Source organism: Escherichia sp. KTE52, assembly GCF_000408325.1.
Classification (GTDB): domain Bacteria; phylum Pseudomonadota; class Gammaproteobacteria; order Enterobacterales; family Enterobacteriaceae; genus Escherichia; species Escherichia marmotae.
This window is the reverse complement of record NZ_KE138677.1, coordinates 778232-801044: the sequence shown is the minus strand read 5'-3', so window position 1 is coordinate 801044 and position 22813 is coordinate 778232. Positions and strand designations below refer to the sequence as shown.

38 protein-coding genes are annotated in these 22813 nt (G+C 48.6%); 33 read left to right on the top strand and 5 right to left on the bottom strand.

The genetic code is table 11. The features are described 5' to 3' along the window. Positions 1-33: 33 nt before the first annotated feature. From A1SC_RS13315 to A1SC_RS13335, 5 genes are all read right to left on the bottom strand, one after another. Positions 34-282, bottom strand: a complete 249-nt coding sequence (locus A1SC_RS13315) for a hypothetical protein (RefSeq protein WP_000597940.1) — start codon at positions 280-282, stop codon at positions 34-36. A gap of 382 nt (positions 283-664) precedes the next feature. Beyond that, positions 665-916 (bottom strand): hypothetical protein, encoded by a 252-nt coding sequence (locus A1SC_RS13320; protein WP_000394306.1) that lies wholly within the window; start codon positions 914-916, stop codon positions 665-667. Between the two features lie 8 nt (positions 917-924). Further along, entirely contained in the window at positions 925-1251 is a 327-nt protein-coding gene (locus A1SC_RS26210; protein ID WP_000340008.1) for an antitermination protein N, read from the bottom strand. 351 nt (positions 1252-1602) lie between these two features. Beyond that, positions 1603-1914: a hypothetical protein gene (locus tag A1SC_RS13330; RefSeq protein ID WP_001379071.1), complete on the bottom strand. Its 312-nt coding sequence runs from the start codon at positions 1912-1914 to the stop codon at positions 1603-1605. 89 nt (positions 1915-2003) lie between these two features. Continuing rightward, positions 2004-2636: a LexA family protein gene (locus A1SC_RS13335; protein WP_000028392.1), complete on the bottom strand. Its 633-nt coding sequence runs from the start codon at positions 2634-2636 to the stop codon at positions 2004-2006. Between the two features lie 103 nt (positions 2637-2739). Here A1SC_RS13335 and A1SC_RS13340 point away from each other — a divergent pair, with 103 nt between their 5' ends. From A1SC_RS13340 to A1SC_RS13485, 33 genes are all read left to right on the top strand, one after another. Beyond that, the gene (locus tag A1SC_RS13340; protein WP_001194218.1) at positions 2740-2955 is read left to right on the top strand and encodes a helix-turn-helix domain-containing protein; all 216 of its coding nucleotides are present in this window, start codon (positions 2740-2742) and stop codon (positions 2953-2955) included. A gap of 119 nt (positions 2956-3074) precedes the next feature. Then, positions 3075-3353 carry a CII family transcriptional regulator gene (locus A1SC_RS13345; protein ID WP_001177653.1) on the top strand — a complete coding sequence of 93 codons (279 nt, stop codon included), beginning with the start codon at positions 3075-3077 and terminating at the stop codon, positions 3351-3353. A 34-nt stretch (positions 3354-3387) separates the two neighbouring features. Next, on the top strand, positions 3388-3549 hold the full coding sequence (locus A1SC_RS25430) for a hypothetical protein (protein WP_000166961.1): 162 nt from the start codon (positions 3388-3390) through the stop codon (positions 3547-3549). Then, positions 3536-4357 (top strand): replication protein, encoded by an 822-nt coding sequence (locus A1SC_RS13350; protein WP_016262213.1) that lies wholly within the window; start codon positions 3536-3538, stop codon positions 4355-4357. Before A1SC_RS25430 ends, A1SC_RS13350 begins: the two co-directional genes overlap by 14 nt. After that, positions 4354-5730, top strand: a complete 1377-nt coding sequence (locus tag A1SC_RS13355) for a replicative DNA helicase (protein WP_001248388.1) — start codon at positions 4354-4356, stop codon at positions 5728-5730. Before A1SC_RS13350 ends, A1SC_RS13355 begins: the two co-directional genes overlap by 4 nt. 293 nt (positions 5731-6023) lie before the next feature. Further along, entirely contained in the window at positions 6024-6275 is a 252-nt protein-coding gene (locus A1SC_RS13360) for a phiTE_015 family protein (RefSeq protein ID WP_016262212.1), read from the top strand. Between the two features lie 4 nt (positions 6276-6279). Continuing rightward, the gene (locus tag A1SC_RS13365) at positions 6280-6534 is read left to right on the top strand and encodes a flagellar FlbD family protein (RefSeq protein ID WP_016262211.1); all 255 of its coding nucleotides are present in this window, start codon (positions 6280-6282) and stop codon (positions 6532-6534) included. After that, positions 6515-6955, top strand: a complete 441-nt coding sequence (locus A1SC_RS13370) for a recombination protein NinB (protein ID WP_016238076.1) — start codon at positions 6515-6517, stop codon at positions 6953-6955. Before A1SC_RS13365 ends, A1SC_RS13370 begins: the two co-directional genes overlap by 20 nt. Next, on the top strand, positions 6934-7125 hold the full coding sequence (ninD, locus tag A1SC_RS23400; RefSeq protein ID WP_311019736.1) for a protein NinD: 192 nt from the start codon (positions 6934-6936) through the stop codon (positions 7123-7125). The genes A1SC_RS13370 and ninD overlap by 22 nt, the downstream gene beginning before the upstream one ends. After that, positions 7092-7268, top strand: coding sequence for a NinE family protein (locus tag A1SC_RS0121565; RefSeq protein WP_024214598.1), 177 nt, complete (start codon positions 7092-7094; stop codon positions 7266-7268). Before ninD ends, A1SC_RS0121565 begins: the two co-directional genes overlap by 34 nt. Positions 7269-7270: 2 nt before the next feature. Further along, positions 7271-7630, top strand: coding sequence for a phage protein NinX family protein (locus tag A1SC_RS13375; protein ID WP_001363895.1), 360 nt, complete (start codon positions 7271-7273; stop codon positions 7628-7630). Beyond that, positions 7623-7799, top strand: coding sequence for a protein NinF (locus A1SC_RS13380; protein ID WP_016262210.1), 177 nt, complete (start codon positions 7623-7625; stop codon positions 7797-7799). Before A1SC_RS13375 ends, A1SC_RS13380 begins: the two co-directional genes overlap by 8 nt. Then, complete coding sequence (locus tag A1SC_RS13385; RefSeq protein WP_001003989.1) at positions 7792-8514, top strand: phage antirepressor KilAC domain-containing protein; 723 nt, start codon at positions 7792-7794, stop codon at positions 8512-8514. Before A1SC_RS13380 ends, A1SC_RS13385 begins: the two co-directional genes overlap by 8 nt. Then, entirely contained in the window at positions 8514-8804 is a 291-nt protein-coding gene (locus tag A1SC_RS13390) for a DUF1364 domain-containing protein (RefSeq protein ID WP_000002243.1), read from the top strand. The genes A1SC_RS13385 and A1SC_RS13390 overlap by 1 nt, the downstream gene beginning before the upstream one ends. Beyond that, complete coding sequence (locus A1SC_RS13395; RefSeq protein WP_001008180.1) at positions 8801-9163, top strand: RusA family crossover junction endodeoxyribonuclease; 363 nt, start codon at positions 8801-8803, stop codon at positions 9161-9163. The genes A1SC_RS13390 and A1SC_RS13395 overlap by 4 nt, the downstream gene beginning before the upstream one ends. Further along, entirely contained in the window at positions 9160-9348 is a 189-nt protein-coding gene (locus tag A1SC_RS13400) for a protein ninH (RefSeq protein WP_000994515.1), read from the top strand. Before A1SC_RS13395 ends, A1SC_RS13400 begins: the two co-directional genes overlap by 4 nt. Continuing rightward, complete coding sequence (locus tag A1SC_RS13405) at positions 9345-9968, top strand: antitermination protein Q (RefSeq protein ID WP_001235459.1); 624 nt, start codon at positions 9345-9347, stop codon at positions 9966-9968. Before A1SC_RS13400 ends, A1SC_RS13405 begins: the two co-directional genes overlap by 4 nt. A gap of 435 nt (positions 9969-10403) precedes the next feature. Further along, positions 10404-10607, top strand: coding sequence for a phage holin family protein (locus tag A1SC_RS13410; RefSeq protein WP_000286100.1), 204 nt, complete (start codon positions 10404-10406; stop codon positions 10605-10607). Next, positions 10585-11082 (top strand): lysozyme RrrD, encoded by a 498-nt coding sequence (gene rrrD, locus A1SC_RS13415; RefSeq protein WP_001504512.1) that lies wholly within the window; start codon positions 10585-10587, stop codon positions 11080-11082. Before A1SC_RS13410 ends, rrrD begins: the two co-directional genes overlap by 23 nt. Beyond that, on the top strand, positions 11079-11546 hold the full coding sequence (locus tag A1SC_RS13420) for a lysis protein (protein WP_016262209.1): 468 nt from the start codon (positions 11079-11081) through the stop codon (positions 11544-11546). The genes rrrD and A1SC_RS13420 overlap by 4 nt, the downstream gene beginning before the upstream one ends. Further along, complete coding sequence (locus tag A1SC_RS13425; protein ID WP_016262208.1) at positions 11534-11686, top strand: hypothetical protein; 153 nt, start codon at positions 11534-11536, stop codon at positions 11684-11686. The genes A1SC_RS13420 and A1SC_RS13425 overlap by 13 nt, the downstream gene beginning before the upstream one ends. A gap of 204 nt (positions 11687-11890) precedes the next feature. Next, positions 11891-12412, top strand: a complete 522-nt coding sequence (locus A1SC_RS13430; RefSeq protein WP_016262207.1) for a KilA-N domain-containing protein — start codon at positions 11891-11893, stop codon at positions 12410-12412. A 358-nt stretch (positions 12413-12770) separates the two neighbouring features. Further along, entirely contained in the window at positions 12771-13013 is a 243-nt protein-coding gene (locus A1SC_RS13435; RefSeq protein WP_016262206.1) for a DUF2560 family protein, read from the top strand. A gap of 79 nt (positions 13014-13092) precedes the next feature. After that, entirely contained in the window at positions 13093-13581 is a 489-nt protein-coding gene (locus A1SC_RS13440) for a DNA-packaging protein (protein ID WP_000729922.1), read from the top strand. Beyond that, positions 13559-15058, top strand: coding sequence for a terminase large subunit domain-containing protein (locus tag A1SC_RS13445; RefSeq protein WP_016262205.1), 1500 nt, complete (start codon positions 13559-13561; stop codon positions 15056-15058). The genes A1SC_RS13440 and A1SC_RS13445 overlap by 23 nt, the downstream gene beginning before the upstream one ends. Further along, on the top strand, positions 15059-17224 hold the full coding sequence (locus A1SC_RS13450) for a portal protein (protein WP_000752843.1): 2166 nt from the start codon (positions 15059-15061) through the stop codon (positions 17222-17224). Positions 17225-17237: 13 nt separating this feature from the next. Then, positions 17238-18149, top strand: a complete 912-nt coding sequence (locus tag A1SC_RS13455; protein WP_000373014.1) for a scaffold protein — start codon at positions 17238-17240, stop codon at positions 18147-18149. Then, positions 18149-19444: a P22 phage major capsid protein family protein gene (locus A1SC_RS13460; protein WP_016262204.1), complete on the top strand. Its 1296-nt coding sequence runs from the start codon at positions 18149-18151 to the stop codon at positions 19442-19444. The genes A1SC_RS13455 and A1SC_RS13460 overlap by 1 nt, the downstream gene beginning before the upstream one ends. Positions 19445-19488: 44 nt before the next feature. Then, a complete protein-coding gene (locus A1SC_RS13465; protein ID WP_016262203.1) occupies positions 19489-19761 on the top strand; it encodes a hypothetical protein in 273 nt (90 codons plus the stop codon). Further along, entirely contained in the window at positions 19739-20239 is a 501-nt protein-coding gene (locus tag A1SC_RS13470; protein ID WP_016262202.1) for a packaged DNA stabilization gp4 family protein, read from the top strand. Before A1SC_RS13465 ends, A1SC_RS13470 begins: the two co-directional genes overlap by 23 nt. Next, complete coding sequence (locus tag A1SC_RS13475; protein ID WP_016262201.1) at positions 20239-21657, top strand: packaged DNA stabilization protein gp10; 1419 nt, start codon at positions 20239-20241, stop codon at positions 21655-21657. Before A1SC_RS13470 ends, A1SC_RS13475 begins: the two co-directional genes overlap by 1 nt. After that, complete coding sequence (locus A1SC_RS13480) at positions 21657-22358, top strand: hypothetical protein (RefSeq protein ID WP_016262200.1); 702 nt, start codon at positions 21657-21659, stop codon at positions 22356-22358. Before A1SC_RS13475 ends, A1SC_RS13480 begins: the two co-directional genes overlap by 1 nt. After that, complete coding sequence (locus tag A1SC_RS13485) at positions 22358-22813, top strand: DUF2824 family protein (protein WP_016262199.1); 456 nt, start codon at positions 22358-22360, stop codon at positions 22811-22813. The genes A1SC_RS13480 and A1SC_RS13485 overlap by 1 nt, the downstream gene beginning before the upstream one ends.

Below are 22813 nucleotides of genomic sequence, written 5' to 3'. Positions count from 1 at the left end.
TTATTGGTATGCGGTAAAGCCGCGCTCAGGCGGCTACTCTATTTCTTCTTCGAATGATTTTATTAGTCGGTCAATAACATCATCCGTTTCAATATCATTTCCGTCTGATTGCTTTAATACATCTATTGATTCTGCAGCGGTAAATTCCATCGCTGTGAGAAACTCGACAATTGCACACTCAACGACATATCGTTCTTCATCTGTACGACATGAGATAAAAGAGCATTTAATTGCTGTTATTACTTTTTGTTTAAGCTCTGCAGGGTAATCAGTTTTTATCATCGTTTACTCCGTCAAAAAAAACTGCCCTCACATTGGAGGGCAAAGAAGATTTCCAATAATCAGAACAAGTCGGCTCCTGTTTAGTTACGAGCGACATTGCTCCGTGTATTCACTCGTTGGAATGAATACACAGTGCTTCTCTGTGCTAAATAATTAAATCATATTCTGATTTGGTTAGTTTATAAGTACCTCCTCTGGTGTAATATGCAAATCTGTCTTTGCTTCCATCAGAATTGTATACCCATCCACCAAATGGAAAGATAGTGTCTATTTCTCCAATATCTTTTTCACAACTAAATGTCTTTCCATTTTTAGTTGAATATGACTTTCCAACTGTCAACATCTTCGCCTCTGTTGTTTATGCCAAAAATGAAGGCCACCATCAGGCAGCCTTGTTGTAAATGTTGCAGGTATCAAGTAAGTAATTAGATGGAGCGCCATAAATTATGAATTCATCGTTTGTCGGGTCCATCTCCATCTCTTGGCCTATTGCCATTCTTGCGTCAGTGTCATCAGAGGCGAAGCATAAAACAGCCCACGCACCCATTGTTTTAAAAAGAACTGCAATTGGCTGTGGTTTTACTGAATTTGCGTTAGCGCGAAAATCATAAATCGCACTTTCATGAAATTCCATATATCACCTCAAATAAGTGGTTTGCTGCCTAATTTCATTTTCTGGCGACCAACACAAGTCACACCCATTTCACTGCGTGGCTTGCTGTACCATGTGCGCTGATTCTTGCGCTCAATACGTTGCAGGTTGCTTTCAATCTGTTCGTGGTATTCAGCCAGCACCGTAAGGTCTATCGGATTCAGTGCGCTTTCTACTCGTGATTTCGGTTTGCGATTCAGCGAGAGAATAGGGCGGTTAACTGGTTTTGCGCTTACCCCAACCAACAGGGGATTTGCTGCTTTCCATTGAGCCTGTTTCTCTGCGCGACGTTCGCGGCGGCGTGTTTGTGCATCCATCTGGATTCTCCTGTCAGTTAGCTTTGGTGGTGTGTGGGAGTCGTAGTCCTGAACGAAAACACCCCGCGATTGGCGCATTGGCAGCTAATCCGGATTCGCACTTCCGGCCAATGCTTCGTTTCGTATCACACACCCCAAAGCCTTCTGCTTTGAATGCTGCCCTTCTTCAGGGCTTAATTTTTAAGAGCGTCACCTTCATGGTGGTCAGTGCGTCCTGCTGATGGCTTAAAATTACAAGAAAGATTGTATGCTGCAAACAAGAAATATTGTAAAAATGGGCGTGAAAAACAAACTCCATTGTTTTTAAACGGAAAATAGTTTGTTTTTTGGTTGTCGAAATCGAGGTGAGGATTACTGGTTGCAGGTTCCGACTACATCACCAACAAAGGATTTGGTTGATGTAAGTTGTTGCATACCTGGGATGTTCATTACTTTGGAGTAAAGAGCTTTTTTGTCTGTAGTGATTGACCAGGTTTCAACGGTTATTCCTCCTCCAGACTGGTATTCTCCTACCATAGTGTTCGATGACAAAGCAGTGTATTTCATCTCTGGATAGACGCCAGAAACTGATTCATAAACTGATGATTTATCGCCATTTATTGTTACGTGGAAAACGGAATCTTCCGTGCTGTCTTTTGTAAACTCGTAACGATCGCCATTCATTGCCCCGTACCCGTGCAGGTTTGTGACAATCCAGCATTCAGAATTGGCGCTGGTAGTTAAGAGTATTGAGAGTAGCGCCGCAATCCTGATCATACGAATTTTACCCTCGCTTCCACGACAACACCGATAATCTTGCAGTTCCCGTTGATAGGAGTCATAGGCCATGAAGGATTCAGGCCTTTCAGGTACTTCTGCCCGCCATCTATAACCAGTTTCTTGAATGTTGCTTCGTTCGCATCAGTTAGTTTGGCTACGACAAGGCTTCCATTCACTGGCTCGCGTCCAGTATCTACTAACACCATATGACCTTCAGGGATGCTTTGACCTACAGGTGAGGTCATGGAATCACCTTCAACCTTTAGCCAGAATCCATCGCCTAATAAGTTAACGTCACTGTCATACCATTCATCAATGTCCTTGATATCGTAGGGTTCACAAGCTTCACACCACGAACCAGCTCTAACCATGCTAATCAATGGATATTTCCCTTTGGGCTCAACGTGCCCAACAAATCTAACATTCGAATCAGAGGTGCCATTGAGCAGCCAGTCAACACTTACGCCAAGAGCTGACGCAAGTTCTGGTAAAAAGCGTGGTCGCTTAGTTTTACCGTTTTCGAGCTGCTCTATAGACTGCTGGGTAGTCCCCACCTTTTGAGCAAGTTCAGCCTGGTTAAGTCCAAGCTGAATTCTTTTGCTTTTTACCCTGGAAGAAATACTCATAAGCCACCTCTGTTATTTACCTCCAATCTTCACAAGAAAAACTGTATTTGACAAACAATATACATTGTATGAAAATACAAGAAAGTTTGTTGACGGAGGCGATATGCAAACTCTTTCTGAACGCCTCAAGAAGAGGCGAATTGCGTTAAAAATGACGCAAACCGAACTGGCAACCAAAGCCGGTGTTAAACAGCAATCAATTCAACTGATTGAAGCTGGAGTAACCAAGCGACCGCGCTTCTTGTTTGAGATTGCTATGGCGCTTAACTGTGATCCGGTTTGGTTACAGTACGGAACTAAACGCGGAAAAGCCGCTTAAGACATTCCCGCTCTTACACATCCCAGCCCTGAAAAAGGGCATCAAATTAAACCACACCTATGGTGTATGCATTTATTTGCATACATTCAATCAATTGTTATCTAAGGAAATACTTACATATGCAACTTACAAGTACTCGCAAGAAAGCGAATGCAATTACAAGCAACATCCTGAATCGAATTGCTGTACGTGGTCAGCGAAAGGTTGCCGACGCGTTAGGGATTAATGAGTCACAAATTTCGCGATGGAAAGACAGCTTCATACCCAAAATGGGAATGCTTCTGGCTGTTCTTGAATGGGGTGTTGAAGACGAGGAGTTGGCGGAACTGGCTAAGAAAGTAGCCAGAATGCTGACAAAAGAAAAAGCCCCGAAGAACGGCGAATTCTTCGAGGCCTGATGTAGAAAGACTGGATCAATCCACAGGAGTAATTATGACAAAACGTCGTAAGAAATACCAGGAAAAAGAAGAGATTCGACACCCTGATTCACCTGAGGGATTAGTGGTAGCCGCAGCAAATAACAGGGCGTTCGCAGAGCGCCTTGTTGGTGTTTACAGACTAGCCAAAGCAGGAGTGAAACATGGGCGTCGTTAAGTTAGCTGATTACAGGCCTCAACTGGAGGTCGTGGAGCATCGCGTGGCAGATACCGAAGATGGTTTCATGCGCGTTGCTAACGAGATTACCGACAGTCTGCTGATGGCTGATTTAACCGTCCGGCAGATGAAGGTGATGCTCGCTATCATGCGCAAGACATACGGATTCAATAAGCCGATGGATCGACTCACAAACACGCAGATAGCAGCCATGACAGGTATTCATCACACTCATGTTTGTGCTGCCAAGCGCCAGCTTATCGAGCGTAAATTCCTCATTGCTGATGGCGTGAAAATCGGAGTGAACAAGGTGGTTTCTCAGTGGATTAGCCAGGACAGCTTAACATTAGCTAAAACAGCTAATAAAACATTAGCCAAGTCGGCTAATGGGTATAAGCCAAGTCAGCTAAACACAAAAGACAATATACAAAAGACAATAAATACAAATACCCCCTTACCCCCTAACGGGGATGGCGATGGGCAGGTTAAACCTGAACGTCGCAAGGCAGAACGAATCGACTACGAATCCTTCCTGAACGCCTACAACACCGAAGTCGGTGACAGACTTCCACACGCTGTTGCGGTCAACGAGAAACGAAAACGCCGCCTGAAGAAAATCATCCCGCAACTGAAAACGCCAAACGTGGACGGTTTCAGAGCGTATGTCAGGGCGTTTGTGCATCAGGCCAAGCCGTTTTACTTCGGAGACAACGACACGGGCTGGACAGCTGATTTTGATTACCTGTTGAGGGAAGATTCGTTAACGGGAGTACGGGAAGGGAAGTTTGCAGACAGGGGGATTGCATGAGACAGGATATCGAAGCGAGCGTTATCGGTGGCCTGCTGATTGGTGGATTAACTCCAACCGCCAGCGACGTTCTGGCAACACTGGAGCCGGAAGCGTTTTCAATTCCGCTCTACCGGAAAGCCTTCGAGGTTATCCGCAAGCAGGCGAGAAACAGAAACCTAATCGACGCGCTGATGGTTGCCGAGGCGTGCGGAGAGGAGCATTTCACGTCAATCCTGATGACCAGCAAAAACTGCCCGAGTGCCGCAAACCTGAAGGGATATGCCGGAATGGTCGCGGATAACTATCACCGCCGTCTGGTGCTGGAAATCATGGATGAAATGCGTGAACCAATTCAGAGCGGAACCATCGACGCATCGAGTCAGGCGATGGATGAACTTGTAAAGCGTCTTTCAGCCATCAGAAAGCCCCGTGACGAGGTAAAACCTGTACGGTTAGGGGAAATCATTACTGACTACACTGACACGCTTGACAGGCGTCTGAGGAACGGAGAAGAGTCAGATACCCTGAAGACCGGAATCGAAGAACTTGATGCCATCACCGGAGGGATGAACGCGGAAGACCTGGTGATAATCGCTGCTCGTCCTGGTATGGGGAAAACCGAACTGGCTCTGAAGATTGCCGAAGGCGTTGCAAGCCGCGTTATTCCTGGTTCTGACGTCCGGCGCGGGGTATTGATTTTCTCAATGGAAATGAGCGCATTGCAGATTGCAGAGCGAAGCATTGCCAACGCCGGGAGGATGTCGGTTAGCGTACTGCGAAATCCTGCATCGATGGATGACGAAGGCTGGGCGCGTGTTGCTAACGGCATGAGTCAGCTTGCAGATTTGGATGTATGGGTAGTCGATGCTTCGCGGTTATCGGTCGAAGAAATACGCTCAATCGCAGAGCGGCACAAACAGGAAAATCCAAACCTGTCACTCATCATGGCGGATTATCTTGGCCTGATTGAGAAGCCGAAAGCAGATCGCAACGACCTCGCAATTGCTCACATCTCCGGAAGCCTGAAGGCGATGGCGAAAGACCTGAAAACGCCTGTTATCTCCCTAAGTCAGCTTTCGCGCGATGTTGAGAAGCGACCAAACAAACGCCCGACAAACGCAGATTTGCGTGATTCAGGAAGCATTGAACAGGACGCAGACTCAATCATTATGCTCTATCGGGAAGCGGTATATGACGAGAACAGTAGCGCCGCGCCATTTGCAGAAATCATCGTGACGAAAAACCGTTTTGGCTCGCTTGGTACGGTTTACCAGCGGTTCTGCAACGGACACTTTGTTGCATGTGACCAGGATGAAGCCAGACAGATTTGCACAGCATCAAATGCACCTGCTGCGCGTGGCAGACGATATGCACAAGGGGCTGACGTATGACCATCTACATCACTGAGCTAATAACAGGGGCTATTTACACAGTAGCCCTTTTTTATTGGATTAAGAGCGAGGGGTAAGTACCGATGGTAAATGCATTTATTTGTAGTTTATTTCTTGTCGCGATTTTTCATGGATTCCTTCTGATGATGAGTTTTGTTCTCTGGAATAATGGATATCGCATATTGGGAGTAGGTTTTGTTTTACGGTTTTCAGTTGTCTGCGCGTTGCTACCGATAATTATGGCGACTATCAAATATTATTGGTAACCCAAAAAATCATCGATGGAGAGTGATATGGACGAATCAAGAAAGAAGTTTGAGGAATGGTTTGGTGAAGAGTTCGAGTCTATTAACAACAGCGAAGAACTTCACGTTCAGGCCATCAAGATGATTGCCTGGCAGTCATGGGTTAAGTCTCGCGCAGCTATCGAGATAAAACTCGATGACAAAGTGATGGCTGAGGATGATTTCGACAAAGGACACAACTGCGCTATCGATTATTGCGCTGACGCCATCCGCGCCGCTGGAATCAAAGTGAAGGAGTGAGTATATGCCATTTATAAAATTAACCATGCAATGCAGCATCTATCAGCCACCAAGCACAGGCGTGATAGAAAGCACCAGAAGTGCATATGAGCCCTTGTACGTTAACTCTGACAACATCGAAACCCTATTTGAGGCCGGGATTACGATTGTAAGAATGGCAAGTGGTGAGCGGTTCGATGTTATTGAGAAACCAGAAGCTATTTTGGCGTTAATTAATCCATGCGTGCAGAAGGTGAGCAATGAGGAAACTAACGTTTGAACTAAGAAGCCCCATTCATCAGCAGAACGCCATTCAAGCTATCCAGCAAATCCTTCCAGACCCAACCAAACCAATCGTAGTAACCATTCAGGAACGCAACCGCAGCTTAGACCAAAACAGGAAGCTATGGGCCTGCTTAGGTGACGTCTCTCGTCAGGTTGAATGGCATGGGCGCTGGCTGGATGCAGAAAGCTGGAAGTGTGTGTTTACCGCAGCATTAAAGCAGCAGGACGTTGTTCCTAACCTTGCCGGGAATGGCTTTGTGGTAATAGGCCAGTCAACCAGCAGGATGCGTGTAAGCGAATTTGCGGAGCTATTAGAGCTTATACAGGCATTTGGTACAGAGCGTGGCGTTAAGTGGTCAGACGAAGCGCGACTGGCTCTGGAGTGGAAAGCGCGATGGGGAGACCGGGCAGCATGATGCGATGTTATCGGTGCGGTGAATGCAAAGAAGATAACCGCTTCCGACCAAATCAACCTTACTGGAATCGATGGTGTCTCCGGTGTGAAAGAACACCAACAGGGGTGTTACCACTACCGCAGGAAAAGGAGGACGTGTGGCGAGACAGCGACGAAGTAACACCGACATAATCTGCGAAAACTGCAAATACCTTCCAACGAAACGCTCCAGAAACAAACGCAAGCCAATCCCAAAAGAATCTGACGTAAAAACATTCAATTACACAGCTCACCTGTGGGATATCCGGTGGCTAAGAGAACGTGCGAGGAAATGACCATGGATTATTCACAGTTAAGTGATTTTGAAATTAACAAGCGAGTGGCAATTTGCTGTGGATTTGCTCCCGAAGATTGCGAAATCGCAAAGTTGGGAACATCAATCGTTGGTGTTGAGTGGGATGACGAAACTGGTTATGCAATAAAAACGGTTGATTACTGTAAAAGCCCATCAGACGCAGAGCCGATTATCGTAGAGAACAGAATTGGCATTATTCCAGCGCCAGAAAATGGATTATGGAAGGCAGCGCATAGAAAAGTTGGCAGTGATAGTACCCCATATCATATGACTCAAGATGAAAACCCACTCCGCGCTGCCATGATTGTCTTTCTCATGATGCAGGACGCCAATAATGCTTAGCCCATCCCAATCCATCCAATACCAGAAAGAAAGCGTCGAGCGGGCTTTAACGTGCGCTAACTGCGGTCAGAAGCTACATGTGCTGGAAGTTCACGTGTGCTCCGATTGCTGCGCAGAACTGATGAGCGATCCGAATAGCTCAATGTACGAGGAAGAAGACGATGAATGAGTTAATAAATGGCAATGCCATCAAAATGACAAGCATTGAAATCGCTGAGTTGGTGGGTAAGCGTCATGACAATGTGAAACGTACCATCGAAACGCTGGCTAAAAATGGTGTTATCCGGCTTCCTCAAATTGAGGTTTCCGAAAGAATCAATAACTTAGGGTTCAATGTTCAGTACGAGCATTACGTCTTCGAGGGCGAACAAGGAAAGCGAGACAGTATTGTCGTTGTAGCCCAGTTGTCGCCGGAATTCACCGCTCGTCTTGTTGACCGTTGGCGAGAGCTTGAAGAAACTGCGGTTAATATCCCCAAAACGTTACCGGAAGCGTTGCGCCTTGCTGCTGATCTTGCTGAGCAGAAAATGCAACTGGAAAACCAGCTCGCAATTGCCGCACCTAAAGTTGAGTTTGCCGATCGCGTTGGCGAGGCCAGCGGAATTTTGATTGGAAACTTTGCAAAGGTTGTTGGAATTGGTCCAAACAAACTGTTTGCGTGGATGCGCGATCACAAAATCCTTATTGCTTCAGGTTCCCGGCGCAATGTGCCAATGCAGGAATATATGGATCGCGGCTATTTCACAGTGAAAGAAACAGCGGTCAACACAAATCACGGAATACAGATATCGTTCACCACAAAAATCACCGGGCGTGGTCAACAGTGGCTGACCAGAAAGCTGCTCGATAACGGAATGCTGAAAGTAACAGGGGAGGCTGCTTAATGGCTAACCTACGCAAAGAAGCGCGCGGCAGAGAATGCCAGGTACGTATTTACGGCGTATGCAATGGTAATCCTGAAACTACAGTTCTGGCACATTACCGGATGGCTGGAATTTGCGGAACGGGAATGAAACCTGACGACCTGATCGGCGCATGGGCTTGTAGCGCGTGTCACGATGAAATCGACCGACGCACCCATAATCTCGACAACAAAGACGCCAGACTTTACCACCTCGAAGGCGTGATCAGGACGCAGGCGATACTGCTGAAGGAGGGGAAGATTAAACCATGAACGAATATCAGTTTGTGCTTCCATACCCGCCGTCGCTGAACACCTACTGGCGAAGACGGGGAAGCCAATACTACATCAGCGATAAAGGCCAGAAATACCGAAAAGACGTTCAGCAAATCATCCGCCAACTCAAGTTAGACATTTTCACCAAATCACGACTCCGTATCAAAGTCATCGCAGACGTTCCAGACTCCCGCCGCCGCGACCTCGACAACATCCTGAAAGGTTTACTCGACTCCCTTATCCACGCCGGATTTGCGGAAGACGACGAGCAATTCGATGACATTCGCGTAATTCGTGGCGTGAAAGTACCAGGCGGAAGGCTTGGAATAAAAATCACCGAACTGGAGAACGTATGAACGCCACAATTCAAACGATACCAGAGCTTCTTATCCAGACACGAGGCAATCAGACCGAAGTGGCAAGGATGCTTTCCTGCGCAAGAGGAACAGTGCTCAAGTACAACCGAGACAGCAAAGGCGAGCGTCACGTAATAGTTAACGGCGTCCTGATGGTCAAACAGGGCAAGAGGGGAAGGCCATGAGACTCGAAAGCGTAGCTAAATTTCATTCGCCAAAAAGCCCGATGATGAGCGACTCACCACGGGCCACGGCTTCTGACTCCCTTTCCGGTACTGATGTGATGGCTGCTATGGGGATGGCACAATCACAAGCCGGATTCGGAATGGCTGCATTCTGCGGTAAGCATGAACTCAGCCAGAACGACAAACAAAAGGCTATCAACTATCTGATGCAATTTGCACACAAGGTATCGGGGAAATACCGTGGTGTGGCAAAGCTCGAAGGAAATACTAAGGCAAAGGTACTGCAAGTGCTCGCAACATTCGCTTATGCGGATTATTGCCGTAGTGCCGCGACGCCGGGCGCAAGATGCAGAGATTGCCACGGTACAGGTCGTGCGGTTGATATAGCAAAAACAGAGCTGTGGGGGAGAGTTGTTGAGAAAGAATGCGGAAGATGCAAAGGTGTCGGCTATTCAAGAATGCCAGCAAGCGCCGCATATCGCGCTGTAACGATGCTAATCCCAAACCTTACTCAACCCACCTGGTCACGCACTGTTAAGCCGCTGTATGACGCTCTGGTGGTGCAATGCCACAAGGAAGAGTCAATCGCAGACAACATTTTGAACGCGGTCACACGTTAGCAGCATGATTGCCACGGATGGCAACATATTAACGGCATAATATTGACTTTTTGAATAAAGTTGGGTAAATTTGACTCAACGATGGATAAATGCACTCGTTAAATAAAGCCCTGAGTTAATAGCTCGGGGCTTTTTGCGTTTTAAGCACGACCTTTCTGAAAGCGCATCAAACCAAATACCAGACAGACCAAAATAATCACCTTATCCGCTGTGGCTACGGTGCGGTGTGCTTTGCATAAAAGAAAACCAGCGCAATGGCTGGCTTCGTGAAAGCGGGTGGCAGGAGGTTGCGCTAACAACCTCATGCCGTTTTGCCCGTGCATATCGGTCACGAACAAATCTGATTACTAAACACAGTAGCCTGGATTTGTTCTATCAGTAATCGACCTTATTCCTAATTAAATAGAGCAAATCCCCTCAATGAAGGGGTAGAGCATGTACCGTATGGACAAAATCAGAGAATGGTTCAGTTACAGCTTCGGAGGACTGACTGCGATGGGTGGCATTCTCTCCCTGAATGACTGGGCTGTCATCATTGGTATTCTTTGTACTGTCGGCACATTTGGCATCAACTGGTACTACAAGCGCAAAGAGCGCGAGGACAGATTGAATGGCAATGTCACCGGCACTACGAAATAGCGTAATAGCGGCGATAAGTGGCGGGGCTATTGCTATAGCATCTGTGTTAATCACTGGCCCAAGTGGTAACGATGGTCTGGAAGGTGTCAGCTACATACCATACAAAGATATTGTTGGTGTATGGACTGTATGTCACGGACACACCGGAAAAGACATCATGCTCGGTAAAACGTATACCGAAGCAGAATGCAAAGCCCTCCTGAATAAAGACCTTGCCACGGTCGCCAGACAAATTAACCCGTACATCAAAGTCGATATACCGGAAACAACGCGCGGCGCTCTTTATTCGTTCGTTTATAACGTGGGTGCTGGCAATTTCAGAACATCGACGCTTCTTCGCAAAATCAACCAGGGCGATATCAAGGGCGCATGTGACCAGCTACGTCGCTGGACATACGCTGGCGGTAAGCAATGGAAAGGGCTGATGACTCGCCGTGAGATTGAGCGTGAAGTCTGTTTGTGGGGACAGCAATGAGCAGAGTCACCGCGATTATCTCCGCTCTGGTTATCTGCATCATCGTCTGCCTGTCATGGGCTGTTAATCATTACCGTGATAACGCCATCGCCTACAAAGAGCAGCGCGATAGCAAGGCCAGTGAACTGGAGAAGGTGAACGCTACCATTACTGACATGCAGCAGCGCCAGCGTGATGCTGATGCACTCGATGCTAAATACACGAAGGAGTTAGCTGATGCGAAAGCTGAAAATGATGCTCTTCGGCGCAAGCTTGATAATGGTGGCAGGGTGCTCGTCAAAGGAAAATGCCCTGTGCCATCCTCAGGCGAAACCTCCATCGCCTCCGGCATGGGCAATGATGCCACCGTCGAACTCTCTCCAGTTGCTGGACGAAACGTTCTCGGTATCCGGGACGGAATTATCCGCGACCAAACAGCACTAAGAACGCTTCAGGAATACATCAGGACGCAATGCCTTCGATGATAGCGATAATTTTACTCATCATCCTTCACATCTGGCTCTGTAGGCAGGGTGGTGAACACTTCTGGAGTGAATCCGGATTAAATATCTCATTGCTGATGCTTGATATTGAGCATCTGGCGCGCGGCAAGGGGCTGCGTTGAGATAAGAGCCAGTCATTACAAATACCAGGATTTAGCCTCGCATTTGCGGGGCTTTTTTACATCTGCAGTAAACCGCGCATCGCAGCGCGTAACAATCCCGAGTCTTTCAGAAAGCTGAGCCTGAGAACTGCCGTATATGGTGGCGACCATCTCGGGGCGGCTTTTCTGTGCGAACAGGCTCATCTTTCTAAAAGGTAAGACGCTATGAATATCGTTCCACTAAATTACAAAGGCGAACCTATCCGCTTCAATACTGATGGCTGGATTAATGCCACTGATATTGCAAAACGTTTCGGGAAGCGTCTGGATCACTGGTTGTCCAACGCTGAAACTCTCGAATACGTTAGAGCTCTGGATGAGGTTTATTCAGGTGAACCATCGAAAATTCTACATACCCGTGATTCCGGGTATGTAAAAACAAGCAAGGCACGAAAGGACAGGGGTGGCGGAACATGGCTGCATCCAAAGTTATCAGTTGCCTTTGCAAGATGGTGCGATCCGAAATTCTCCGTATGGTGCGACCTGCACATTGATAGTCTGCTTCGCGGTGAACTGACTGAGCAGCAGAAATATGAGCAAGCATGTCGCATTCGCGATGACCGGAAATCAAAAGTCAGCAATGGGGCAAGAGAGATGGCTCGCTGGCGATGGGATAAGCCGGTTATTGAAGCAAATGTCGAGTACTGGCGCGAGCAACTGCAGTTGACTCTCGATATCGCGTGCTGATGGCAAACGCAAAACTGCGTTATCGAAAAAATCAAAGCATTACGAGAACTGAGCAACGGCTATCCATTACAAATCCCATCTACGGGTGGGCTTGATAATGAAACCGGAGTTAATTTCTGGTCACTAATTAACGGCAGTACAGCGAAACAACCCAAGCCAGTAAGTGGGGAAATAACACTGGCAGCCACTGAAAGATGAACCTCCAGCCTTATGGCAAAAAAGATTCTTTGTGGTGGCGGACTGATGGAAAGACATCGGTTATTGCAGAGACCATTCAATGAATGGTCTCGACAATGGCTTATACCCTACACGGGATAACTTAACTGATATCCCTTTTAACGGATAAACGGAGCCAACAATGGCAGAGATTATTCCCATGACTGAAGAACAGAAATTCCAGTTAGAGATTTACAAACTGGCCATGAACCAGAACGCAGCCGCAGAAGAAGCATTTCAATTCATTGGCACTGACGAGCTGAAGCTTGAGCTATTCAAAATTCACTTCCAGTCAGGCGGCGCTAATTCAGATATCACGACCCGCACTATCGAAGCGGTACGTAAATCGAAGGAAGCGTTAGACCTGTTCACTACCGAAGCGTAAACATGGCAACTCAAGGTTTCGACAACCCATCCAAATTCCGCGATGAATGGGATAAGCAAGCAGAAGGGAAATAATCAATATGGCAGCACCAAAGGGCAACCGATTTTGGGAGGCCCGCAGTAGTCATGGGCGAAATCCTAAATTCGAATCGCCTGAGGCGCTGTGGGCTGCTTGTTGTGAATACTTCGAGTGGGTAGAAGCTAACCCGCTATGGGAGATGAAGGCGTTCTCGTATCAAGGTGAAGTGATACAAGAGCCTATCGCCAAGATGCGAGCGATGACCATTACCGGCCTCACTCTGTTTATTGATGTGACGCTTGAAACATGGCGCACATATCGCCTGCGAGAAGATTTATCTGAAGTCGTTACGCGAGCAGAACAGGTCATCTACGACCAGAAATTCTCTGGCGCAGCCGCTGACCTTCTCAACGCTAACATCATCGCCCGTGATTTGGGCCTCAAAGAGCAGTCGCAAGTTGAAGACGTGACACCTGATAAGGGAGATCGCGATAAGCGACGCTCTCGTATCAAGGAGCTATTCAACCGTGGAACTGGACGCGATTCTTGATAACTTGAGCGACGAAGAGCAAATAGAATTGCTCGAGCTACTCGAAGAAGAAGAGAACTACCGGAACACACACCTGCTATATGAATTTACGCCATACAGCAAACAGCGTGAGTTCATCGACGCCGGGCGTGACTATCCAGAGCGCTGTTTTATGGCTGGTAACCAGCTTGGTAAGTCATTTACTGGTGCTGCTGAAGTCGCGTTTCACCTTACAGGGCGTTATCCGGGCACAAAAGGCTATCCTGCTGATGGTAAATATGGCGGTGAGTGGAAAGGTAAGCGTTTCTATGAGCCTGTTGTATTCTGGATTGGCGGCGAGACAAACGAGACGGTAACCAAAACGACTCAACGCATCCTGTGCGGTCGTATTGAAGAGAATGATGAACCGGGCTACGGTTCAATACCGAAAGAGGACATCATTAGCTGGAAGAAGTCTCCTTTCTTTCCGAACCTTGTTGATCATCTTCTGGTTAAGCATCACACGGCTGATGGCGTTGAAGATGGCATTTCAATCTGCTACTTCAAACCATACTCGCAAGGCCGTGCTCGCTGGCAGGGTGACACAATCCACGGCGTGTGGTTTGACGAAGAACCACCATACAGCATTTATGGTGAAGGTCTTACCCGTACCAACAAATACGGTCAATTCTCAATTCTGACGTTTACCCCGTTGATGGGGATGTCTGACGTTGTTACCAAGTTCCTGAAGAACCCCAGCAAGTCGCAGAAAGTGGTCAACATGACCATCTATGACGCTGAGCACTACACCGACGAGCAGAAAGAGCAAATCATCGCATCCTATCCTGAGCATGAGAGAGAGGCGCGTGCTCGCGGTATTCCTACGATGGGTAGTGGTCGAATCTTCCAGATACCGGAAGAGACGATTAAGTGTCAGCCGTTCGAGTGTCCTGATCACTTCTACGTAATTGGCGGGATGGATTTCGGATGGGATCACCCGCAGGCGCAGGTTCAGCTTTGGTGGGATAAGGACGCAGACACAATCTACGTTTCACGCGTGTGGAAGGCGAAAGAAAAAACAGCCGTTCAGACGTGGGGGGCCGTTAAATCATGGGCGCATAAAGTGCCAACCGCATGGCCTCATGACGGAAACCAGCATGAGAAGGGCGGCGGTGAGCAGCTCAAAGGGCAGTATGCAGACGCTGGTTTTATGATGTTGCAGGAGCATGCGACATGGCCTGATGGCGGTAATGCTGTGGAGCCTGGCATCACTGAATTGCGCGACATGATGCTCGATGGTCGCTTCAAAGTATTCAACACCTGTGAGCCATTCTTTGAGGAGTTCCGCCTCTATCACCGTGATGAAAACGGGAAGATCGTCAAGCTTAACGACGACGTTCTCTCAGCCGTTCGCTATGCATACATGATGCGCCGCTTCGCCAAAATGATGCGCGACATCAAAAAACCAAAAGAGAAAAAGATACCAGCCCCAATCAGGCCCATCGCACGGAGAACTTAAATGGCCGACGAAAACAGACTCAATTCCATTCTGTGTAAGTTTGACGCGGACTGGATGGCGAGCGATGAAGCCAGAACCGAGGCGACAAATGACCTGTATTTTAGCCGAGTGTCGCAATGGGATGACTGGCTATCAAACTACACTACCCTGCAATATCGCGGACAATTCGATGTTGTTCGCCCGGTGGTCAGGAAACTGGTCGCAGAGATGCGCCGGAACCCTATCGACGTTCTCTTCCGACCCAAAGACGGCGCTAATCCTGATGCTGCCGATGTGCTGATGGGGATGTATCGTACTGATATGCGCCATAACACGGCAAAAATTGCCGTTAACGTTGGCGTTCGTGAGCAGATAGAGTCCGGCGTTGGTGCATGGCGTCTGGTCACCCAGTACGAAGACAACGACCCAACAAGCAACAATCAGGTAATCCGACGCCTGCCAATCCATGAAGCCTGCTCACACGTCATATGGGACGCCAACAGCAAGCAGATGGATAAGAGCGACGCTAAGCACTGCACGGTGATTAACGCTTTGTCACGCAATGGCTGGAAAGAGTTCGCAGAGGATTACGGTATTGATCCTGACACCTTGCCATCTTTCCAGAATCCGAACGATACATGGCTGTTTCCGTGGGTATCGAATGATGTCGTCTACGTCGCTGAGTATTACGAGGTCGAAGAGAAGAAAGAGAAAGTCTTCATCTACCGCGACCCGCTGACAGGTGAGCCGGTCAGCTATTACCAGCAGGATATCAAAGACGTCATCGACGACCTGGCTAATCGTGGATTCATTAAGGTAGCAGAGCGTAAGGTGAAGCGTCGGCGTGTGTATAAGTCGATCATCACCTGCACGCAGATACTGAAAGACCGCGAGAAGATAGCCGGAGAGCATATTCCAATCGTTCCAGTGTATGGCGAATGGTCATTCGCTGGTGACAAGGAGTGCTACGAAGGAGTGGTAAGGCTGACGAAAGACGGTCAACGCCTTCGTAACATGATCATGTCGTTCAACGCCGATATTGTTGCTCGTTCACCGAAGAAGAAACCGACCTTCTTCCCTGAGCAAATCGAAGGCTACGAATACATGTACGGTGGAAATGATGACTATCCGTACTATCTGCAGAACAGGACCGATGAAAACGGTAACGACCTGCCGATTGGTCCAATCTCCTACATGGAAAACCCTGAAGTTCCGCAAGCCAACGCTTACATGCTTGAGGCTGCCACCAACGCAGTGAAAGAGGTGGCTAGTCTTGGTGTGGATGCGCAGGCAGCAAACTCTCAGGTCGCTTTCGATACCGTCAATCAACTGAACATGCGGGCAGACCTTGAGACATACGTGTTTCAGGATAACCTGGCTACCGCAATGCGACGTGATGGCGAGATTTATGCCTCAATGGTCAACGATATTTATGACGTTCCTCGTCATGTAACGCTGACACTCGAAGATGGAAGCGAGAAAGACGTTCAACTCTATGCGCAAGTTGTCGATTACCAGTCCGGCAATGTGGTCACACTCAACGACATTCGCGGTCGCTATGAGTGCTATACAGACGTTGGGCCATCCTTCCAGAGCATGAAGGAACAGAATCGCGCAGAGATTCAGGAGTTGCTAACCAAGGTTCCGCAAGGTACTCCAGAGTTCCAGATGCTGATGCTGCAATACTTCACGTTGCTTGACGGTAAAGGCGTCGAGATGATGCGAGAGTACGCGAACAAGCAACTGGTGATGATGGGGCTGAAGAAACCAGAAACACCTGAAGAGATGGAGATGGTGCAGCAGGCACAACAACAGCCGCAGCAGCCATCAGCAGAGCAAATTCAGGCGCAGGGTATCCTTCTGCAAGGTCAGGCTGAATTGCTCAAGGCAGAGAACCAACAGGCGCAGATTCAGGTTGAAGCCGCCAAGGTTGAAGCCCAAAACCAACTCAACGCCGCGAAGATTGCAGAAATCTTCAACAATATGGACCTCGACAAGCAGGCAGAACTGCGTGAGTACCTCAAGCTCGTAGGTCAATTCCAGCAACAGCGCAGCAAAGATGCTCGTGCTAACGCTGAGCTGCTTCTTAAAGATGCAGACCAGACTCATTCACAACGCATGGATTTCGCGAATCTTATGCGTCAAGTTCAAATCCCCTCCGGCGGAGTAGCCGAGACACCTCAATAAGAGAGAGTTAATCATGGACCAAACCACCGACATTCAGGCTTCTGAAGAATTAACCATGCCCGGCAATCATGCAGCGGCATCTGCTGATGGCTTAGTTGTCGATAATGCCAACGACAACGCAGGTCAGGAAGAAGGCTTCGAGATTGTCCTGAAAGACGATGAGAAACCAAAACAAGACCCGGCAACTAATGCTGAATTTGCCCGTCGCCGCATCGAACGCAAACGCCAGCGTGAGCTTGAGCAGCAGATGGAAGCGGTTAAGCGTGGAGAGTTGCCGGAGCACCTGCGGGTGAACCCTGAGTTACCAAAACAACCAGACCCTAACGATTATCTTTCCGAAGATGCACTGGCTAAGTACGACTATGACCAGAGCCGCGCACTGGCTGCCTTCCAGCAGGCAAACAGTGAATGGCAGATCAAGGCTATGGACGCACGAAGCCAGGCTGTCGCCGAGCAGGGTCGCAAAACTCAGGAGTTCACCCAGCAATCAGCGCAATACGTCGAGGCAGCCCGTAAGCACTACGACGCAGCGGAAAAGCTCAATATCCCTGACTATCAGGAGAAAGAGGATGCATTCATGCAACTGGTGCCGCCAGCAGTCGGTGCCGACATCATGCGCCTCTTCCCGGAGAAATCCGCTGCTCTCATGTATCACCTTGGTGCTAATCCTGAGAAAACACGCCAGTTGCTGGCGATGGACGGGCAATCCGCACTGATTGAACTCACTCGACTGTCAGAACGTTTAACTCTCAAGCCTCGAGCCAAGCCTGTTTCAGAAGCCCCGTTACCTGATGAACCCATTCAGGGACATGCTGTTGCTGCAAATATCTCTGCGATTGAAAAGCAGATGGAGGCGGCAGCAAACAAAGGGGATGTAGAGACGTACCGCAAGCTCAAGGCGCAACTGAATAAAGGAATTCGATAATGGCATTAAATGAAGGTCAACTGGTCACGTATGCTCTGGATGAAATCATCGAAACCGTCCAGAACCTGACGCCAATGGCGTCCAAAGTGACAAAATACACCCCTCCGGCAGAATCCATGCAACGTTCAAGCAACACCGTGTGGATGCCTGTTGAGCAGGAAGCGCCAACTCAGACTGGCTGGGATTTAACTGGCAACGCTACCGGTATTCTGGAACTGTCCGTGAAATGCAACATGGGCGATCCGGATAACGATTTCTTCGAGCTTCGTGCAGATGACCTGCGTGATGAGCGTTCTTACCGTCGCCGCATCCAGGCATCCGCCAAAAAACTGGCGAATAACATTGAGTCAGCGATTGCCAAACAGGCAACTGAAATGGGCTCGCTTGTTGTTCACGATACCCGCGCAATTGGTCCATCTACTGGCCTGTCTGGCTGGGATTTTGTGTCTGATGCAGAGCGCCTGATGTTCTCCCGTGAGCTAAACCGCGATATGGGCATCAGTTACTTCCTGAACCCTGACGATTACCGCAAAGCAGGCCGCAACCTGGTAGATGGTGACATCTTTGGTCGCGTTCCTGAAGAAGCGTATCGTAACGGTACTATTCAGCGTCAGATTGCTGGCTTTGATGAAATTCTTCGCTCACCGAAACTTCCGGCAGTTACCAAGTCAACCGCTACTGGTGTAACTGTTTCTGGTGCGCAGAAGTTTAAGCCGCAGGCATACACCCTTGATACCGATGGTAACAAAGAGAACGTCGACAACCGTGTTGCAACGGTGACCGTATCCTCCACCACAGGATTTAAGCGCGGCGACAAAATCAGCTTCACTGGTGTGAAATTCCTGTCTCAGATGGCGAAGAACGTGCTGACTGATGATGCGACTTTCTCAATCACCCGTGTGATCGATAGTACTCACATCGAAATCACGCCGAAGCCGATTGCACTTGATGACGCGTCACTGACAAAAGAAGAGAAGGCTTACGCTAATGTAAACACCTCTCTTGCTGATAACACTCCGGTGAACGTTCTGAACGTGGCAACAACCACCGCTAACGTGTTCTGGGCTGATGACTCAATCCGTCTGCTGTCTCAGCCGATCCCGGTAACCCATGAACTGTTTGCTGGCATGAAAACGTCTTCCTTCAGCATTCCTGGTATTGGTGTTAACGGCATCTTCGCAACGCAGGGTGATATCAACACTCTGTCTGGTAAGTGCCGTATTGCTGTGTGGTATTCAGCATGTGCTGTACGACCAGAGGCAATTGGTGTTGGTCTGCCTAACCAGACCGCGTGATAACCAGAGGGAGCTTCGGCTCCCTTTTTTATCTGGAGACAAGCATGACACACATGATATTTCGCCATGGCAACATGAAGAAGTGGAAAGGCGTTGGCTACGATTTTGAAATTGTGAAAGCCGAAGAGCTTCAGGAATATCTGGATGCTGGTTGGTTTGCACATCCTGATGACCTTTTGAAGGATGTTGCAGAGCCAGAGCCAGAGCCAGAGCCAGAGCCAGAGCCAGAGCCAGAGCCAGAGCCAGAAGAAAAACAGCGTAAAAAGCCTGGTCGAAAACCTAAGGCGGCAGCAGATGAACCTGACAACGAAGGGTGATTTAGTTCTTGCGGCATTACGTAAGCTCGGTGTGGCATCAAATGCCACGTTAACCGATGTCGAACCTCAGTCCATGGAAGATGGTGTCAACGACCTTGAAATGATGATGGCGGAATGGCTTGGCGGTGATGCGTCACCAGGTATCAACGTTGGCTACATTTTCGCTGATGCAGATGTCGCTCCAGATCCTGGCGATGAACACGGTTTATCAAATAACGCTATCAATGCCGTCATTTTCAACCTTGCCTGCCGCATTGCTCCGGATTATGCGCTGGAAGCGTCTGCAAAACTTATAACCACTGCCAGATACGGGAAAGAGCGACTCGTCAAACTGTCTGCAATGGACAGAGCAAAAGCCGCAAAATGTAAGTCCGGTTATCCAAACCGTATGCCTGTTGGCAGTGGAAACCAGTTGGCGAAGTGGAACGGTTGTAATTACTTCCACCGAAAGGAACCTTGCGATAACGGGAGCAAATAATGCCGATTCAGCAACTTCCGCTTATGAAAGGTGTCGGAAAAGACTTCCGAAACGCCGACTATATCGACTATCTGCCAGTGAATATGTTGGCTACACCCAAAGAAATCCTGAACAGCAGCGGATATCTTCGCTCATTCCCGGGCATTGCCAAACGTTCTGATGTGAACGGCGTATCGCGCGGCGTCGAGTACAACATGGCGCAGAATGCTGTTTATCGCGTGTGTGGTGGGAAGCTTTACAAAGGCGAAAGTGAAGTCGGTGATGTTGCCGGAAGTGGTCGCGTATCAATGGCGCATGGTCGGACATCACAGGCGGTTGGCGTTAACGGGCAACTGGTCGAGTATCGCTATGATGGCACGGTTAAAACCGTCTCAAACTGGCCTACAGACAGCGGATTCACACAGTACGAGTTAGGTTCAGTTCGCGACATTACGCGCTTACGTGGTCGTTATGCGTGGTCAAAAGACGGCACTGATTCATGGTTTATCACTGACCTTGAAGACGAATCGCATCCTGACCGTTACAGCGCACAATATCGCGCAGAATCGCAGCCGGACGGCATCATCGGTATCGGCACATGGCGAGACTTCATCGTCTGCTTTGGTTCATCGACGATTGAATATTTCTCCCTGACTGGCGCAACCACCGTTGGTGCTGCTTTGTATGTCGCACAGCCATCGCTGATGGTGCAAAAAGGCATCGCCGGGACTTACTGCAAAACGCCGTTTGCTGATTCCTATGCATTCATCAGCAATCCGGCAACAGGTGCGCCGTCTGTGTATATCATCGGCTCCGGGCAGGAGTCACCAATCGCCAGCGCGAGCATTGAGAAAATCCTCCGCTCCTACACTGCTGATGAACTGGCTGATGGCGTGATGGAATCGCTGCGATTTGATGCGCATGAGTTGCTGATTATCCACCTTCCGCGCCATGTTCTAGTATACGACGCATCTTCAAGTGCCAATGGTCCGCAATGGTGTGTGCTGAAAACAGGCCTGTATGACGATGTGTACCGCGCTATCGACTTCATTTACGAAGGCAATCAGATAACGTGCGGCGATAAGCTTGAATCGATGACAGGAAAATTGCAGTTCGATATCAGCAGCCAGTACGACAAGCAACAGGAACACCTGCTGTTTACTCCGTTGTTCAAAGCGGATAACGCCAGAGTTTTCGACCTTGAAGTTGAATCGTCAACTGGAGTTGCGCAGTACGCCGACCGCCTGTTCCTCTCTGCAACCACTGACGGCATAAATTATGGTCGTGAGCAGATGATTGAGCAGAATGAACCTTTCGTTTACGACAAACGTGTTTTGTGGAAGCGTGTCGGGCGCATCAGGAAAAATGTCGGCTTCAAATTGCGCGTTATCACTAAGTCACCTGTCACTCTGTCAGGCTGCCAGATAAGGATTGAGTAATGGTTGATTCATCACTGAATGATCCTGTCGTGGTTCAGGCTACGCGCCTTGATGCTTCAATTTTGCCACGCAATATATTCAGCCAGTCTTACCTGCTGTATGTCATAAATCAGGGTGCTGATGTCGGCGCAATTGCCGGGAAGGCAAACCAGGCTGGTCAGGGCGCTTACGATGCTCAGGTGAAAAACGATGAACAGGACGCCGAACTGGCAGATCACGATTCAAGAATCACCGCAAACACAAAAGCGATAAATATCCTTGAGGTCAGGTTAACAACTGCCGAAGGGAAGATAGTCGTACTGCGTAGTGATGTTGATTACTTGCTGGATGAGGTTATCGATATTCAGGCGCATCTGGTCACTGTTGACCAAAGACTGGATGACGTAGAAAGCGATGTATCTGACATTAAGAGTGATTACGTATCGAAAACCGTAACCGAATCGCAGTCTCTTGCGTCATCGCTGGATGTAAAAACATCATATTCAGTTGATGGAATTCAGGTTGTTGGAGAAAGAAATACCGGATGGACTGCAGCCACAGGTACGCCACTTCTTGGCTCATTCAACGCTAACCAGTCATACACTGTCGGCACTACGTACACACAATCCGAAGTCGCAGCTCTCGCTACAGGTTTGCAGCAGGCGCGGCAGCGTATTCTGGCGCTTGAAACGGCACTTAGATTACATGGGCTGATTGACTGATGATTACATTCAAACCAACGCGAAACATCGACCTGATAGAAGCAGTCGGAAATCACCCTGACATTATCGCCGGGAGCAACAACGGCGATGGATACGACTACAAACCTGAATGCCGTTACTTTGAGGTGAGCGTGCACGGGCAGTTCGGCGGCATTGTTTACTATCAGGAGATTCAGCCGCTGACATTCGATTGCCACGCCATGTACCTGCCAGAGGTTCGTGGATTCAGCAAGGAAATCGGTCTGGCGTTCTGGCGATACATTCTGACTAACACCACCGTTCAGTGCGTCACATCGTTCGCTGCACGCAAATTCCGCCACGGGCAGATGTACTGCGCAATGATTGGCCTTAAGCGTGTAGGAACCATCAAGAAATACTTCAAAGGCGTGGATGACGTGACTTTTTACAGCGCAACACGCGAAGAACTAATCGACTTCCTGAATCACGGGAGATAG

What these genes read in the sequence shown, in the direction of transcription:
- A1SC_RS13440 (WP_000729922.1), top strand. Translation starts at nt 13,093, where the DNA reads ATGGCAGCACCAAAGGGCAACCGATTTTGGGAGGCCCGCAGTAGTCAT.
- A1SC_RS13430 (WP_016262207.1), top strand. Translation starts at nt 11,891, where the DNA reads ATGAATATCGTTCCACTAAATTACAAAGGCGAACCTATCCGCTTCAAT.
- A1SC_RS13395 (WP_001008180.1), top strand. Translation starts at nt 8,801, where the DNA reads ATGAACGAATATCAGTTTGTGCTTCCATACCCGCCGTCGCTGAACACC.
- A1SC_RS13480 (WP_016262200.1), top strand. Translation starts at nt 21,657, where the DNA reads ATGGTTGATTCATCACTGAATGATCCTGTCGTGGTTCAGGCTACGCGC.
- A1SC_RS13365 (WP_016262211.1), top strand. Translation starts at nt 6,280, where the DNA reads ATGCCATTTATAAAATTAACCATGCAATGCAGCATCTATCAGCCACCA.
- A1SC_RS13455 (WP_000373014.1), top strand. Translation starts at nt 17,238, where the DNA reads ATGGACCAAACCACCGACATTCAGGCTTCTGAAGAATTAACCATGCCC.
- A1SC_RS13435 (WP_016262206.1), top strand. Translation starts at nt 12,771, where the DNA reads ATGGCAGAGATTATTCCCATGACTGAAGAACAGAAATTCCAGTTAGAG.
- A1SC_RS13390 (WP_000002243.1), top strand. Translation starts at nt 8,514, where the DNA reads ATGGCTAACCTACGCAAAGAAGCGCGCGGCAGAGAATGCCAGGTACGT.
- A1SC_RS13400 (WP_000994515.1), top strand. Translation starts at nt 9,160, where the DNA reads ATGAACGCCACAATTCAAACGATACCAGAGCTTCTTATCCAGACACGA.
- A1SC_RS13320 (WP_000394306.1), bottom strand. Translation starts at nt 916, where the DNA reads ATGGAATTTCATGAAAGTGCGATTTATGATTTTCGCGCTAACGCAAAT.
- A1SC_RS13485 (WP_016262199.1), top strand. Translation starts at nt 22,358, where the DNA reads ATGATTACATTCAAACCAACGCGAAACATCGACCTGATAGAAGCAGTC.
- A1SC_RS13340 (WP_001194218.1), top strand. Translation starts at nt 2,740, where the DNA reads ATGCAAACTCTTTCTGAACGCCTCAAGAAGAGGCGAATTGCGTTAAAA.
- A1SC_RS13335 (WP_000028392.1), bottom strand. Translation starts at nt 2,636, where the DNA reads ATGAGTATTTCTTCCAGGGTAAAAAGCAAAAGAATTCAGCTTGGACTT.
- A1SC_RS13385 (WP_001003989.1), top strand. Translation starts at nt 7,792, where the DNA reads ATGAATGAGTTAATAAATGGCAATGCCATCAAAATGACAAGCATTGAA.
- A1SC_RS13350 (WP_016262213.1), top strand. Translation starts at nt 3,536, where the DNA reads ATGGGCGTCGTTAAGTTAGCTGATTACAGGCCTCAACTGGAGGTCGTG.
- A1SC_RS13370 (WP_016238076.1), top strand. Translation starts at nt 6,515, where the DNA reads ATGAGGAAACTAACGTTTGAACTAAGAAGCCCCATTCATCAGCAGAAC.
- A1SC_RS13355 (WP_001248388.1), top strand. Translation starts at nt 4,354, where the DNA reads ATGAGACAGGATATCGAAGCGAGCGTTATCGGTGGCCTGCTGATTGGT.
- A1SC_RS13470 (WP_016262202.1), top strand. Translation starts at nt 19,739, where the DNA reads ATGAACCTGACAACGAAGGGTGATTTAGTTCTTGCGGCATTACGTAAG.
- A1SC_RS13315 (WP_000597940.1), bottom strand. Translation starts at nt 282, where the DNA reads ATGATAAAAACTGATTACCCTGCAGAGCTTAAACAAAAAGTAATAACA.
- A1SC_RS13425 (WP_016262208.1), top strand. Translation starts at nt 11,534, where the DNA reads ATGCCTTCGATGATAGCGATAATTTTACTCATCATCCTTCACATCTGG.
- A1SC_RS13475 (WP_016262201.1), top strand. Translation starts at nt 20,239, where the DNA reads ATGCCGATTCAGCAACTTCCGCTTATGAAAGGTGTCGGAAAAGACTTC.
- A1SC_RS13465 (WP_016262203.1), top strand. Translation starts at nt 19,489, where the DNA reads ATGACACACATGATATTTCGCCATGGCAACATGAAGAAGTGGAAAGGC.
- A1SC_RS13380 (WP_016262210.1), top strand. Translation starts at nt 7,623, where the DNA reads ATGCTTAGCCCATCCCAATCCATCCAATACCAGAAAGAAAGCGTCGAG.
- A1SC_RS13420 (WP_016262209.1), top strand. Translation starts at nt 11,079, where the DNA reads ATGAGCAGAGTCACCGCGATTATCTCCGCTCTGGTTATCTGCATCATC.
- ninD (WP_311019736.1), top strand. Translation starts at nt 6,934, where the DNA reads ATGGGGAGACCGGGCAGCATGATGCGATGTTATCGGTGCGGTGAATGC.
- A1SC_RS13405 (WP_001235459.1), top strand. Translation starts at nt 9,345, where the DNA reads ATGAGACTCGAAAGCGTAGCTAAATTTCATTCGCCAAAAAGCCCGATG.
- rrrD (WP_001504512.1), top strand. Translation starts at nt 10,585, where the DNA reads ATGTCACCGGCACTACGAAATAGCGTAATAGCGGCGATAAGTGGCGGG.
- A1SC_RS13360 (WP_016262212.1), top strand. Translation starts at nt 6,024, where the DNA reads ATGGACGAATCAAGAAAGAAGTTTGAGGAATGGTTTGGTGAAGAGTTC.
- A1SC_RS13450 (WP_000752843.1), top strand. Translation starts at nt 15,059, where the DNA reads ATGGCCGACGAAAACAGACTCAATTCCATTCTGTGTAAGTTTGACGCG.
- A1SC_RS26210 (WP_000340008.1), bottom strand. Translation starts at nt 1,251, where the DNA reads ATGGATGCACAAACACGCCGCCGCGAACGTCGCGCAGAGAAACAGGCT.
- A1SC_RS13330 (WP_001379071.1), bottom strand. Translation starts at nt 1,914, where the DNA reads ATGAATGGCGATCGTTACGAGTTTACAAAAGACAGCACGGAAGATTCC.
- A1SC_RS13375 (WP_001363895.1), top strand. Translation starts at nt 7,271, where the DNA reads ATGGATTATTCACAGTTAAGTGATTTTGAAATTAACAAGCGAGTGGCA.
- A1SC_RS25430 (WP_000166961.1), top strand. Translation starts at nt 3,388, where the DNA reads ATGACAAAACGTCGTAAGAAATACCAGGAAAAAGAAGAGATTCGACAC.
- A1SC_RS13345 (WP_001177653.1), top strand. Translation starts at nt 3,075, where the DNA reads ATGCAACTTACAAGTACTCGCAAGAAAGCGAATGCAATTACAAGCAAC.
- A1SC_RS13460 (WP_016262204.1), top strand. Translation starts at nt 18,149, where the DNA reads ATGGCATTAAATGAAGGTCAACTGGTCACGTATGCTCTGGATGAAATC.
- A1SC_RS13410 (WP_000286100.1), top strand. Translation starts at nt 10,404, where the DNA reads ATGTACCGTATGGACAAAATCAGAGAATGGTTCAGTTACAGCTTCGGA.